This window comes from Streptomyces sp. NPDC027672 (assembly GCF_055566335.1).
In genome coordinates this window covers 883,646-896,533 of the sequence record NZ_JBVHSO010000001.1, presented here as the reverse complement: position 1 = coordinate 896,533, position 12,888 = coordinate 883,646, and the positions used below count along the sequence as shown (strand labels likewise).

Sequence of the window (12,888 nt, the reverse complement as noted above, 5' to 3'; positions counted from 1 at the left end):
GCCGGACGGCGGCCCGGCCCGAGCATGCCAGGGACGACGAAGGGCCGCTGCCCCCGAGCGGCTGCGGCCCTGCGTGCGTGAGAGGTGCGGCGTACGCCCCTAGGGCCTCTCGTTTGGATCATGCCGGGCTCGCGGGCCCTGGCACCGCACCTCGCCGCGTTGTCGTCGGTTGCCATGGCTCCGCCATGGCGCCCTCCTCCGCCTTGCGATGCACGGCACCAGACCCCGCTCCCTGATCCGGCCCGATCCAAACAAAAGACCCTAGAGCACCCGCACGGCCCCGGTGGGCGGGTCGTAGGACAGGGGACGCTCCACGACGCCGGTGGAGGGGTTCTGCGCGCCCACGAACATACCGTCGCCGACGTACACCGCCACGTGGTACGCGCTGCCCGCGCCGCCCCAGTACAGGATGTCGCCCGGCTGGAGGTTGCTCAGCGAGACCTGGGTGCCGGCCGTCGACTGGTCCTGGGAGACGCGCGGCAGGCTGACGCCGACCTGCTTGAAGGCCGTCTGCACCAGGCCGGAGCAGTCGTAGGCGGAGGGGCCGGTGGCGCCGGAGACGTACGCCTTGCCGACCTGCGCCTTGACGAAGCTGACGATCGCCGCGGCCGAACCGGTGGCCGGGGGCGTGCTGGTGCCGGTGTCCGAGCCGACGTCCGTGCCGGTGCTGGTGCTGGTGCCGGTCCCGGAACCGGTGCCGCCGGGGAGGGTGGCGGTGTCCGCCGTGGTGGCCAGGGTGGTGCGCGCCGCGGTGCGCGCGGCACGGGCGGCGGCCTTCTTGCGGGCGTCCTCCTCGGCCTTCTTCTTGGCCTCCGCGGCCTTCTTCCTGGCCTCGGCGAGGTCCGCCTTCGCCTGCTTCGCGGCCTTCGCGGCGGCCGCGTCACGCTCGGCCTGCAGCTGGTAGTGCGCGGCGGCCTGCTCGGTGGCGTCGGCCGTCTGGGCCGCCTGGGTCGCCAGGTCGGCCGTCAGGGTGGGCAGTTCGAGGGTCTGCGTCACCGGCTCGGCCGCGTTCGCCGAGCCGGACGCCCCGGCGACTGCCAGGGTGCCGAGGACGCCACCGGCAACTCCCGCCCGCACGGCGAGGGACGACGCGTTGCGGCGGGGCTTCCGGTGGCTGCGTATGTGAGCGGTGTGGGACATGGGAACAACCGGTACCAGGGACTCCTTCATATCTTCAAGAAACGTGGGCTGCGCCACAGTTGCTCAATCGAGACACGGAAACCCGGGCGTGTCGCCCTTTATTGACGCCGTAACGGACATTGCGGACGGTCATGATCAAGCCCTTGATCACGGTCTTTGATCATTACGTCCGAATTGCGCCGCGCCTACCACTGGTGGAGATCGTTGGCCAAGCCCGGTTCTCATGCCGCTCTCATCGATGTGGCGGAGGTCACGGAACGATCACCGACGGGCGGGCGTCCCGCGCGGGCGCGGCCGGCACCCCGGGGCCGCCGGGCTGGTGAACGCGTGCACACGCCCTCGGGTCCGCGTCCACATCCGGCCCGCGGCTCCCCCTGATGTGTGAACGCGCTCCTTTAACATCCGGCCGCGTCCAGCACCAATTTGCATGCAGCCGCACTCTCTTGATATTGAGACGACCGCTCCGGCCTGGGATGACGTGGGAGAATGTCACTTCTCGTGATCAACTGAACGCTTCCGGTGTGAAGATCACCCCTCATCCGACTTCATGATCCTTCGTCAGGTGGTGGAGATCACAAAGCTGGTGTAATACCCCGTGTCGCAGATCACAGAGCGGCGGGCATAAGATGCGAGGCAGTTGGGCTTGTGACCTGCTTCACATGTTCGCGATCTTCGCCCGGGACGAGCGGGGTCCGTGGACCGGTGAGGCCGCCGTGAGCCCGGTGCAACCTCCCCCAAGGTCTCGGCTCCGCTCGACCAGGGGGGACCCCAAGCAGTCAGTGCCGACTGAGAGGAGCGAGGAGCGGTGAACGCGTATGCGCCCATCCTCGTACTGGGAGCCCTCGGGGCAGGCTTTGCGATCTTCTCCGTGGTCATGGCCACGCTGATCGGTCCGAAGCGGTACAACCGCGCCAAGCTGGAAGCCTACGAGTGCGGCATCGAGCCGACCCCCACGCCGGCCGGCGGCGGGCGCTTCCCCATCAAGTACTACCTGACGGCGATGCTCTTCATCGTCTTCGACATCGAGATCGTCTTCCTCTACCCCTGGGCCGTCACCTTCGACTCCCTGGGGATCTTCGGGCTCGTGGAGATGCTGCTCTTCGTGCTCACCGTCTTCGTCGCGTACGCGTACGTATGGCGGCGCGGCGGCCTGGAATGGGACTGAGGGGCCTTTAACGACATGGGACTCGAAGAAAAGCTGCCGAGCGGATTCCTGCTCACGACCGTCGAGCAGGCCGCGGGCTGGGTGCGCAAGTCGTCCGTCTTCCCGGCCACCTTCGGCCTGGCCTGCTGCGCCATCGAGATGATGACCACCGGCGCCGGCCGCTACGACCTCGCCCGCTTCGGCATGGAGGTCTTCCGCGGCTCGCCGCGCCAGGCCGACCTGATGATCGTCGCCGGCCGGGTGAGCCAGAAGATGGCGCCCGTCCTGCGGCAGGTCTACGACCAGATGCCCCACCCGAAGTGGGTGATCTCCATGGGCGTCTGCGCCTCCTCGGGCGGCATGTTCAACAACTACGCGATCGTCCAGGGCGTCGACCACATCGTCCCGGTCGACATCTACCTCCCCGGCTGCCCGCCCCGGCCCGAGATGCTCATGGACGCGATCCTCAAGCTGCACCAGAAGATCCAGTCCTCCAAGCTGGGCGTGAACGCCGAGGAAGCGGCCCGCGAGGCGGAGCAGGCGGCGCTCAAGGCACTGCCCACGATCGAGATGAAGGGGCTGCTGCGGTGAGCGACGCGAACGGCACCCACGGTGCGGACGGGCCGGACGGGGTGAACCCCGAGAAGGACCTCTCCGCCTCCAACCTGCCCGGCCAGCGCGGCCAGGGCGGCGAGGAGATCCGCGTCCAGCGCGGCATGTTCGGCGCGGACAACGGCGGCGACACCTCCGGCTACGGCGGCCTGGTCCGCTCGGTCCGACTCCCGGGACCGGCGGCCCGCCCCTACGGCGGCTGGTTCGACGAGGTCGCCGACGAACTCGAAGGCGCCCTGGAGGAGCAGGGACTCCTGCCCGGCAACGCCATCGGCAGGACGGTCGTCGACCGCGACGAACTGACCTTCCACATCGAACGCGAGCACCTGGTCCGCGTCGCCCGCGTCCTGCGCGACGACCCGGCGCTGCGCTTCGAGCTGTGCACCGGGGTCAGCGGCGTCCACTACCCGAACGACAAGGGCCGGGAACTGCACGCCGTCTACCACCTGCGCTCGATCACCCACAACCGGCTGATCCGCCTGGAGGTCAGCGCCCCCGACAGCGACCCGCGCATCCCGTCCCTGGTCTCCGTCTACCCCACCAACGACTGGCACGAGCGCGAGACCTACGACTTCTTCGGGATCGTCTTCGACGGCCACCCGGCCCTGACCCGGATCATGATGCCGGACGACTGGCAGGGCCACCCGCAGCGCAAGGACTACCCCCTCGGCGGCATCCCCGTCGAGTACAAGGGCGCCCAGATCCCGGCTCCGGACCAGCGGAGGTCGTACTCGTGAGCACGCAGTCAGCATCCGCCGCGTCGGCCGCGTCCGCACGCGAGACCACCGAGGGCACCGTCTACACGGTCACCGGTGGCGACTGGGACGAGATCGTCCAGTCCGCGGCCCGCGCCGACGACGAACGCATCGTCGTCAACATGGGTCCGCAGCACCCGTCCACCCATGGAGTGCTCCGGCTGATCCTGGAGATCGACGGCGAGACGGTCACCGAGGCCCGCTGCGGCATCGGCTACCTGCACACCGGCATCGAGAAGAACCTCGAATACCGCACGTGGACGCAGGGCACCACCTTCGTCACGCGCATGGACTACCTGACGTCCTTCTTCAACGAGACCGCCTACTGTCTCGCCGTCGAGAAACTCCTCGGCATCGAGGACCAGATCACCGACCGCGCCACGGTCATCCGGGTGCTCCTGATGGAGCTGAACCGGCTCTCCTCCCACCTGGTGTGCATCGCCACCGGCGGCATGGAACTGGGCGCCACCACGATCATGATCTACGGCTTCCGTGATCGTGAAATGATTCTCGACCTCTACGAACTGATCACGGGCCTGCGCATGAACCACGCGTACATCCGGCCCGGCGGACTCGCCCAGGACCTGCCGCCCGGCGCGGTGGACCAGATCCGCGAGTTCGTGAAGAAGATGAAGAAGAACCTCCCGGAGTACGACAAGCTGGCCACCGGGAACCCCATCTTCAAGGCCCGTATGCAGGACGTCGGCTACCTCGACCTGGCCGGCTGCATGGCCCTCGGCGCCACCGGCCCGATCCTGCGCTCCACCGGCCTCCCGCACGACCTGCGCAAGGCCCAGCCGTACTGCGGCTACGAGACGTACGACTTCGACGTCCCGACCGCCGACACCTGCGACGCCTACGGCCGCTTCCTCATCCGCCTGGAGGAGATGCGCCAGTCGCTCAGGATCGTCGAACAGTGCCTGGACCGGCTCCAGCCCGGCCCGGTCATGGTCGCCGACAAGAAGATCGCCTGGCCCGCCCAGCTCGCCCTGGGCCCGGACGGGCTCGGCAACTCCCTCGACCACATCAAGAAGATCATGGGCACCTCCATGGAGGCCCTGATCCACCACTTCAAGCTGGTCACCGAGGGCTTCCGGGTCCCGCCGGGACAGACGTACGCGGCCGTCGAGTCGCCCAAGGGCGAACTCGGCGTGCACGCCGTCTCCGACGGCGGCACCCGCCCCTACCGGGTCCACTTCCGCGACCCGTCCTTCACCAATCTGCAGGCCATGGCGGCGATGTGCGAGGGCGGCCAGGTCGCCGACGTCATCGTCGCCGTCGCGTCCATCGACCCCGTGATGGGAGGCGTCGACCGGTGACCACCTCTTCCTCCGAGCGGGGCGTCAGCCTGGGCATGCCCGAACTGCCCGCACCCGGCTACCCGGACGACGTCCGGGCCCGGCTGGAGGCGGACGCCCGCGAGCTGATCGCGCGCTACCCCGACTCCCGGTCCGCCCTGCTGCCGCTGCTCCACCTCGTGCAGTCCGAGGAGGGCCACGTCACCCGCACCGGCATGCGGTTCTGCGCGGACCTGCTGGACCTGACCACGGCCGAGGTCACCGCGGTCGCCACCTTCTACACCATGTACCGGCGCAGGCCCTCCGGGGACTACCAGGTCGGCGTGTGCACCAACACGCTGTGCGCGGTGATGGGCGGCGACGCGATCTTCGAGACCCTCCAGGAGCACCTGGGCGTCGGCAACGGCGAGACCACCGACGACGGCCTGGTCACCCTGGAGCACATCGAGTGCAACGCGGCCTGCGACTACGCGCCGGTCGTGATGGTCAACTGGGAGTTCTTCGACAACCAGACCCCGGCGAGCGCCAGGAGCCTGGTGGACGACCTGCGCGCGGGCCGGCCCGTGCAGCCCACGCGCGGAGCGCGGCTGTGCACCTTCAAGGAGACCGCGCGGATGCTGGCCGGCTTCCCCGACGAGCGGCCCGGGGCCGTCGAGGAGGGCGGCAGCGCGGGACCCGCGTCGCTGGCGGGCCTCCGCCTGGCCAAGGGAGAGACCGCGTCCGCCCGCGTGGTCCATCCGCGCGGGGGACCGCAGCAGGAGCCGCAGGACCGGACGGTGCACGAGCCGTCGCCGGCCGAGCACCTCAGCTCCCACGACGCGCCGCAGGACACGTCGGCCTCCGACCCCGCCCACCCGTCATCCGCCGCCGACCGGGACGGAGGGGCCGCGCCCCGCGGCCCGCACCCGTCCGGTCCCACCGCCGAGGAGGGGGAGTGATGACCGTGGTATCCGAGGTCAGGGACCCGAGCCCGGAGAAGCTGCTCGCGCCCGTGCTGTCGGCCTTCTGGGACGAGGACCGGTCCTGGAGCCTGGACGTCTACCGGAGGCACGACGGGTACGAGGGGCTCCGCAAGGCCCTCGCCATGTCACCGGACGACCTGATCGCCTACGTCAAGGAATCCGGGCTGCGCGGCCGCGGCGGCGCGGGCTTCCCGACCGGGATGAAGTGGCAGTTCATCCCCCAGGGCGACGGGAAACCGCACTACCTGGTGGTCAACGCCGACGAGTCGGAGCCCGGGACGTGCAAGGACATCCCGCTGCTCTACGCGAACCCGCACAGCCTCATCGAGGGCATCGTGATCGCCTGCTACGCCATCAGGTCCTCGCACGCCTTCATCTACCTGCGCGGCGAGGTCGTCCCCGTCCTGCGGCGGCTGCACGAGGCCGTGCGCGAGGCCTACGCGGCGGGCTACCTCGGCGAGAACATCCTCGGCAGCGGACTGGACCTCCAGCTCACCGTGCACGCGGGCGCCGGCGCGTACATCTGCGGTGAGGAGACCGCGCTGCTCGACTCGCTCGAAGGCCGCCGCGGCCAGCCGCGGCTGCGTCCCCCCTTCCCCGCCGTGGAGGGCCTCTACGCCTGCCCCACCGTGGTGAACAACGTCGAGTCGATCGCGTCGGTTCCCGCGATCCTGCACCACGGCAAGGAGTGGTTCAGGTCGATGGGCAGCGAGAAGTCCCCGGGCTTCACGCTGTACTCGCTCAGCGGCCATGTCGCGAGCCCCGGCCAGTACGAGGCACCGCTCGGCGTCACCCTGCGCCAGCTCCTCGACATGAGCGGCGGCATGCGCCCCGGCCACCGGCTGAAGTTCTGGACGCCGGGCGGCTCCTCGACACCGATGTTCACCGACGAGCACCTCGACGTCCCCCTCGACTACGAGGGCGTCGGCGCGGCCGGCTCCATGCTCGGCACCAAGGCCCTGCAGTGCTTCGACGAGACGACCTGCGTCGTACGGGCCGTGACCCGCTGGACCGAGTTCTACGCCCACGAGTCCTGCGGCAAGTGCACGCCCTGCCGCGAGGGGACGTACTGGCTCGTGCAGTTGCTGCGGGACATCGAGGCCGGCAAGGGCGCCAGGTCCGACCTGGACAAGCTGGCCGACATCGCCGACAACATCAACGGCAAGTCCTTCTGCGCCCTCGGCGACGGCGCCGCGTCCCCGATCTTCTCCTCGCTGAAGTACTTCCGCGAGGAGTACGAGCAGCACATCACGGGCCGGGGCTGCCCCTTCGACCCGGCCAAGTCGACGGCCTGGGCGGACCGCCCGGAGGTGAACGCATGACCGTGACCACCAACGCTCCCGCCGGCGGCGGGGAGGCGGCGGTCCCGCCGGAGGACCTCGTCACACTGACCATCGACGGCATCGAGGTCAGCGTGCCCAAGGGCACCCTGGTCATCCGGGCCGCCGAACAGCTCGGCATCGAGATCCCCCGCTTCTGCGACCACCCCCTCCTGGACCCGGCCGGCGCCTGCCGGCAGTGCATCGTCGAGGTCGAGGGCCAGCGCAAGCCGATGGCGTCCTGCACGATCACCTGCACGGACGGCATGGTCGTCAAGACCCATCTGACCTCGCCGGTCGCCGAGAAGGCCCAGCACGGCGTGATGGAGCTGCTGCTCATCAACCACCCGCTGGACTGCCCGGTCTGCGACAAGGGCGGCGAGTGCCCGCTGCAGAACCAGGCCATGTCCCACGGCAACGCCGAGTCCCGCTTCGAGGGCCGCAAACGGACGTACGAGAAGCCCGTCCCGATCTCCACGCAGGTGCTCCTCGACCGCGAGCGGTGCGTGCTGTGCGCCCGCTGCACCCGCTTCTCCCAGCAGATCGCCGGCGACCCCATGATCGAGCTGGTCGAGCGGGGCGCGCTCCAGCAGGTCGGCACCGGCGAGGGCGATCCGTTCGAGTCGTACTTCTCCGGCAACACCATCCAGATCTGCCCGGTCGGCGCGCTCACCTCGGCCGCGTACCGCTTCCGCTCCCGCCCCTTCGACCTCGTCTCCTCGCCGTCGGTGTGCGAGCACTGCTCCGGCGGCTGCGCCACCCGCACCGACCACCGGCGCGGCAAGGTCATGCGCCGGCTCGCCGCCGCCGACCCCGAGGTCAACGAGGAGTGGATCTGCGACAAGGGGCGCTTCGCGTTCCGGTACGCGCAGACCCGGGACCGCCTGGAGACGCCGCTGGTCCGGAACGCCGACGGCGTCCTGGAGCCCGCCTCCTGGCCCGAGGCGCTCCAGGCGGCGGCGCGCGGCCTGACCGCCGCTCGCTCCCGCGCCGCCGTCCTCACCGGCGGCCGGCTGACCGTCGAGGACGCCTACGCCTACACGAAGTTCGCGCGGGTGGCGCTCGACACCAACGACATCGACTTCCGCGCCCGCGTGCACAGCGGCGAGGAGGCCGACTTCCTGGCCTCCCGGGTGGCCGGCCACGGCCGCGACCTCGACGGCAGCGGTGTCACGTACACCTCCCTGGAGAAGGCGCCCGCCGTCCTGCTGGTCGGCTTCGAGTCCGAGGAGGAGGCCCCCGGCGTCTTCCTGCGGTTGCGCAAGGCCTGGCGCAAGCACAGGCAGCGGGTGTTCGCGGTGGCCACGCACGCCACCCGGGGCCTGGAGAAGGCGGGCGGCACGCTGCTGCCGGCCGCTCCCGGCACCGAGACGGAGTGGCTGGAGGCCCTCGCGAGCGGCCTCGGCCTGGAGGAGCCCGGCACGCTGGCCGCCGAGGCCCTGCGCGCCGACGGCGCCGTCATCGTCGTGGGCGAGCGGCTGGCCGGCGTCCCGGGCGGCCTCACTGCCGCCGCGCGCGCCGCCACCGCGACCGGCGCCGGCCTGGTGTGGATCCCCCGGCGGGCCGGTGAGCGCGGCGCCGTCGAGGCGGGCGCGCTGCCCTCGCTGCTGCCGGGAGGCCGCCCGGCGACCGACCCGCGCGCGCGGGCGGAGGTCGCCGCGGTCTGGGGCCTGGCGGAGCTGCCGGCGGGCTACGGCCGCGACACCGGGCAGATCGTCGAGGCCGCGGCCGCGGGCGAACTGTCCGCACTGGTGGTCGCCGGGGTGGAGGTCGCCGACCTGCCCGACCCGGCACGCGCGCGTGCGGCCCTGGAGAACGTCGGCTTCCTGGTCTCGCTGGAGCTGCGGCCCAGCGAGGTCACGGAACACGCCGACGTCGTCCTGCCGGTCGCGGCGGTCGCCGAGAAGGCGGGCTCCTTCCTCAACTGGGAGGGCCGGGTCCGCTTCTTCGAGGCCGCGCTCAAGCCCGACCAGATGACCCGCCGGCTCGCCCCGGCCGACACGCGCGTGCTCCACATGCTCGCCGACGCCATGGACGTCCACCTGGGCCTGCCGGACCTGCGCACCACCCGCGCGGAGATCGACCGGCTCGGCCCCTGGGACGGCCCCCGCGCCGCCGAGCCGGTGGAGACCGCGGGCGCGCTGCCCCGCCCCGCCGCCGGTGAGGCCGTACTCGCCGGGCACCGCCTCCTGCTCGACCGGGGCGTCCTCCAGCAGGGCGACGAGGCGCTGGCCGGCACCCGGCACGCCGCCCGCGCGCGCCTGTCCCCGGCGACGGCCGCCGAGGCGGGCGTCGCGGCGGGCGCCGTCCTGGCCGTCACCGGTCCGGCCGGCACCGTCGCCCTGCCGCTGGAGATCACCGAGATGCCCGACCGGGTGGTCTGGCTCCCGCTGAACTCCACGGGCGCCGGCGTCGCCTCCGACACCGGGGCGCGGCCCGGCTCCCTCGTCCGCATCGGCCCGGCGGCGGTCGCCGGCCCGGCCCCCAAGGAGGTGGAGGCATGAGCGCGTACCTCGCCGCTGAAGACCTCTCGATGTTCGGCCGCGACCCGTGGTGGCTGGTCGTCGTCAAGGCGGTGTTCTGCTTCGCCTTCCTGATGGTGACCGTGCTGTTCTCCATCGTCTGGGAACGCAAGGTCGTCGCCTGGATGCAGCTACGCATCGGCCCCAACCGGCACGGCCCCTGGGGCATGCTCCAGTCGCTGGCCGACGGCGTGAAACTGATGCTCAAGGAAGACCTCGTCGTCAAACGCGCGGACAAGGTGGTGTACGTCCTCGCGCCGGTCGTCGCGGCCATCCCGGCCTTCATGGCGATCGCGGTGATCCCGTTCGGACCGGCCGGCAACGAGATCTCGGTCTTCGGCCACCGCACCACCATGCAGCTCACCGACCTGCCGATCGCGATGCTCTACATCCTCGCGGTGGCCTCGGTCGGGATCTACGGCATCGTGCTGGCCGGCTGGAGCTCCGGCTCCACCTACCCGCTCCTCGGCGGTCTGCGCTCCTGCGCGCAGATGATCTCCTACGAGATCGCCATGGGCGCCGCGTTCGCCTCCGTGTTCCTCTACTCGGGGTCGATGTCGACGTCCACGATCGTGGAACAGCAGCACGACCGCTGGTACATCCTGCTGCTGCCGGTCTCCTTCGTCCTGTACATCGTCACGATGGTCGGCGAGACCAACCGCGCCCCCTTCGACATGCCGGAGTCCGAGGGCGACCTGGTCGGCGGCTTCAACACCGAGTACTCGTCGATCAAGTTCGCGATGTTCATGCTCGCCGAGTACGTCAACATGGTGACGGTCTCGGCCGTCTCGGCCACCCTGTTCCTCGGCGGCTGGCGCGCGCCCTGGCCCGTCAGCGGCTTCTGGGAGGGCGCCAACCACGGCTGGTGGCCGCTGCTCTGGTTCGTCGTCAAGGTCCAGTTGCTGCTGTTCTTCTTCATCTGGCTGCGCGGCACGCTCCCGCGGGTCCGCTACGACCAGTTGATGAAGCTGGGCTGGAAGGTCCTCATCCCGGTCTCCGTGACCTGGCTGATGCTGGTCGCCACCGTCCGCGCCCTGCGCAACGAGAACTACGACTTCGCCGACATCGCCCTCTACGTCGGCGGCGGTGTCCTCGCCCTGCTGCTCGTCTCCTTCGTCGCCGACATGTTCCGCGAGAAGGGCAGGACGGCCGCGCGGCCCGCCGCCGGGCAGCCGTCCTTCGACCCGATGGCGGGCGGTTTCCCGGTCCCGCCGCTGCCCGGACAGGAACTGCCGCCGGTGCCGAGGCGCCGCCCGCGCCGGGAGCGGGAACTGATTGTCAGTGGCGGACCGGACACTGTCAGTGACGGAACTTCGGATGGAAAGGAGGCGTCCGATGGCTGAGGAGCCTCAGGAGTCCGGGCAGTCCAAGCCCGGCTTCCAGAACCCCGTGGCCGGCTTCGGCGTGACCTTCAAGGCCATGTTCAAGAAGCGGCTGACCGAGCAGTACCCGGAGCAGAAGAAGACCACGGCTCCGCGGTTCCACGGACGGCACCAGCTCAACCGCCATCCGGACGGCCTGGAGAAGTGCGTCGGCTGCGAGCTGTGCGCCTGGGCCTGCCCCGCCGACGCGATCTATGTGGAGGGCGCCGACAACACCGACGAGGAGCGCTACTCCCCGGGCGAGCGGTACGGCCGCGTCTACCAGATCAACTACGCCCGCTGCATCCTGTGCGGACTGTGCATCGAGGCGTGCCCCACCCGCGCGCTGACGATGACGAACGAGTTCGAGCTGGCCGACTCCAGCCGCGCCAACCTCATCTACACCAAGGAGCAGTTGCTCGCCGGTCTCGACGAGGGCATGGTCGACACCCCGCACGCGATCTTCCCGGGGACGGACGAGCAGGACTACTACCGCGGTGTGGTCACCCACGCCGCGCCCGGCACCGTCCAGCAGACCGCCGTGTCCAAGGGCGAGGCCCCGCAGGAGGGCGCCGCCACCGCCGGCCCGGACGAGCCGGCCGCGGAGCAGGTGATCGGCCGATGAGCGCGCAGCACCTCGCCGCCTACGCCACCTCCACCGGCGAGGCCTTCCAGTTCTGGGTCCTCGGCACGGTCGCGGTGATCGGCGCCCTGTGCACCGTCTTCATGAAGCGGGCCGTGCACAGCGCGCTCTGCCTCGCCGGCACCATGATCGTCCTGGCGGTCTTCTACCTGGCGAACGGCGCCTACTTCCTCGGCGTCGTGCAGATCGTCGTCTACACCGGCGCGATCATGATGCTGTTCCTGTTCGTGGTGATGCTCGTCGGCGTCACGGCCGCGGACTCCCTGAAGGAGACCATCAAGGGCCAGCGCTGGCTGGCCCTGCTGTGCGGGCTCGGCTTCGGCGTGCTGCTGTTCGCCGGGATCGCCAACGCCTCCCTGAAGCAGTTCAACGGCACCGGCCAGGCGAACGCGAACGGCAACGTGGAGGGCCTGGCGTCCCTCATCTTCACCAAGTACGTCTTCGCCTTCGAGATCACCGGCGCGCTGCTCATCACGGCCGCCGTCGGCGCCATGGTGCTCACCCACCGCGAGCGCACGGAGCGCGCCAGGACCCAGCGCGAGCTGTCCGAGCAGCGCATCCGCGAGGGCACGAACATCCCGCCGCTGCCCGCCCCCGGCGTCTACGCCCGGCACAACGCGGTGGACATCGCGGGCCTGCTGCCCGACGGCACCCCGTCCGAGCTGACCGTGAGCAAGACGCTGCGCGAGCGCGGCCAGATCCGGGACGTGTCCATGCAGGCGCTCAACGACCTGCGGGCGCTGGAGCAGCGCGCGCAGGAGCGCCTGGAGCGCGGTCCCACCCCGCCGGAGACGTTCAAGCGGCCCGAGGAGGCGTCGAAGTGAACCCGGTCAACTACCTCTACCTCGCCGCCCTGCTGTTCACGATCGGCGCGACCGGTGTCCTCATCCGGCGCAACGCCATCGTCGTCTTCATGTGCGTCGAGCTGATGCTGAACGCCTGCAACCTCGCGTTCGTCACCTTCTCCCGGATGCACGGCAACCTCGACGGCCAGATCATCGCCTTCTTCACGATGGTCGTCGCCGCCGCGGAGGTCGTGGTGGGCCTGGCGATCATCGTGTCGCTGTTCCGCACCCGCCACTCGGCCTCGGTCGACGACGCCAGCCTGATGAAGCTGTAAGGGGTCGGAAGA

At 70.5% G+C, this 12,888-nt stretch carries 12 protein-coding genes; 11 read left to right on the top strand and 1 reads right to left on the bottom strand.

What is annotated here, in order from left to right; translation table 11 throughout:
• Nucleotides 1–261: 261 nt before the first annotated feature.
• Nucleotides 262–1,140, bottom strand: coding sequence for a C40 family peptidase (locus ACZ4SV_RS04040; RefSeq protein ID WP_468001140.1), 879 nt, complete (start codon nt 1,138–1,140; stop codon nt 262–264).
• 805 nt (nt 1,141–1,945) lie between these two features.
• On the opposite strand from ACZ4SV_RS04040, the gene ACZ4SV_RS04035 reads away from it, so the two are divergent.
• Genes ACZ4SV_RS04035 through nuoK form a run of 11 tightly spaced genes read left to right on the top strand, consistent with a single transcriptional unit; the run spans nt 1,946 to nt 12,876 of the window.
• Nucleotides 1,946–2,305, top strand: coding sequence for an NADH-quinone oxidoreductase subunit A (locus ACZ4SV_RS04035; protein WP_030379754.1), 360 nt, complete (start codon nt 1,946–1,948; stop codon nt 2,303–2,305).
• A gap of 15 nt (nt 2,306–2,320) precedes the next feature.
• Nucleotides 2,321–2,875 (top strand): NuoB/complex I 20 kDa subunit family protein, encoded by a 555-nt coding sequence (locus tag ACZ4SV_RS04030; protein WP_365873926.1) that lies wholly within the window; start codon nt 2,321–2,323, stop codon nt 2,873–2,875.
• Complete coding sequence (locus ACZ4SV_RS04025; protein ID WP_365873924.1) at nt 2,872–3,633, top strand: NADH-quinone oxidoreductase subunit C; 762 nt, start codon at nt 2,872–2,874, stop codon at nt 3,631–3,633. The genes ACZ4SV_RS04030 and ACZ4SV_RS04025 overlap by 4 nt, the downstream gene beginning before the upstream one ends.
• Nucleotides 3,630–4,970 carry an NADH-quinone oxidoreductase subunit D gene (locus ACZ4SV_RS04020; RefSeq protein ID WP_468001137.1) on the top strand — a complete coding sequence of 447 codons (1,341 nt, stop codon included), beginning with the start codon at nt 3,630–3,632 and terminating at the stop codon, nt 4,968–4,970. Before ACZ4SV_RS04025 ends, ACZ4SV_RS04020 begins: the two co-directional genes overlap by 4 nt.
• A complete protein-coding gene (gene nuoE / locus ACZ4SV_RS04015) occupies nt 4,967–5,887 on the top strand; it encodes an NADH-quinone oxidoreductase subunit NuoE (RefSeq protein WP_468001135.1) in 921 nt (306 codons plus the stop codon). Before ACZ4SV_RS04020 ends, nuoE begins: the two co-directional genes overlap by 4 nt.
• Complete coding sequence (nuoF, locus tag ACZ4SV_RS04010) at nt 5,884–7,233, top strand: NADH-quinone oxidoreductase subunit NuoF (protein WP_365873918.1); 1,350 nt, start codon at nt 5,884–5,886, stop codon at nt 7,231–7,233. The genes nuoE and nuoF overlap by 4 nt, the downstream gene beginning before the upstream one ends.
• Nucleotides 7,230–9,734, top strand: a complete 2,505-nt coding sequence (locus ACZ4SV_RS04005; RefSeq protein ID WP_468001133.1) for an NADH-quinone oxidoreductase subunit G — start codon at nt 7,230–7,232, stop codon at nt 9,732–9,734. The genes nuoF and ACZ4SV_RS04005 overlap by 4 nt, the downstream gene beginning before the upstream one ends.
• Complete coding sequence (gene nuoH / locus ACZ4SV_RS04000; protein ID WP_468001131.1) at nt 9,731–11,095, top strand: NADH-quinone oxidoreductase subunit NuoH; 1,365 nt, start codon at nt 9,731–9,733, stop codon at nt 11,093–11,095. The genes ACZ4SV_RS04005 and nuoH overlap by 4 nt, the downstream gene beginning before the upstream one ends.
• On the top strand, nt 11,088–11,738 hold the full coding sequence (gene nuoI, locus ACZ4SV_RS03995; RefSeq protein ID WP_365873912.1) for an NADH-quinone oxidoreductase subunit NuoI: 651 nt from the start codon (nt 11,088–11,090) through the stop codon (nt 11,736–11,738). Before nuoH ends, nuoI begins: the two co-directional genes overlap by 8 nt.
• Nucleotides 11,735–12,580, top strand: a complete 846-nt coding sequence (locus ACZ4SV_RS03990; RefSeq protein WP_468001128.1) for an NADH-quinone oxidoreductase subunit J — start codon at nt 11,735–11,737, stop codon at nt 12,578–12,580. The genes nuoI and ACZ4SV_RS03990 overlap by 4 nt, the downstream gene beginning before the upstream one ends.
• Nucleotides 12,577–12,876 (top strand): NADH-quinone oxidoreductase subunit NuoK, encoded by a 300-nt coding sequence (gene nuoK, locus ACZ4SV_RS03985; protein WP_030742982.1) that lies wholly within the window; start codon nt 12,577–12,579, stop codon nt 12,874–12,876. The genes ACZ4SV_RS03990 and nuoK overlap by 4 nt, the downstream gene beginning before the upstream one ends.
• Nucleotides 12,877–12,888: the final 12 nt, after the last annotated feature.

Bases quoted from the DNA above. Each gene is read 5' to 3' on its own strand.
- ACZ4SV_RS04005 (WP_468001133.1), top strand. From the start codon at position 7,230: ATGACCGTGACCACCAACGCTCCCGCCGGCGGCGGGGAGGCGGCGGTC.
- ACZ4SV_RS04030 (WP_365873926.1), top strand. From the start codon at position 2,321: ATGGGACTCGAAGAAAAGCTGCCGAGCGGATTCCTGCTCACGACCGTC.
- nuoI (WP_365873912.1), top strand. From the start codon at position 11,088: ATGGCTGAGGAGCCTCAGGAGTCCGGGCAGTCCAAGCCCGGCTTCCAG.
- nuoH (WP_468001131.1), top strand. From the start codon at position 9,731: ATGAGCGCGTACCTCGCCGCTGAAGACCTCTCGATGTTCGGCCGCGAC.
- ACZ4SV_RS03990 (WP_468001128.1), top strand. From the start codon at position 11,735: ATGAGCGCGCAGCACCTCGCCGCCTACGCCACCTCCACCGGCGAGGCC.
- ACZ4SV_RS04040 (WP_468001140.1), bottom strand. From the start codon at position 1,140: ATGTCCCACACCGCTCACATACGCAGCCACCGGAAGCCCCGCCGCAAC.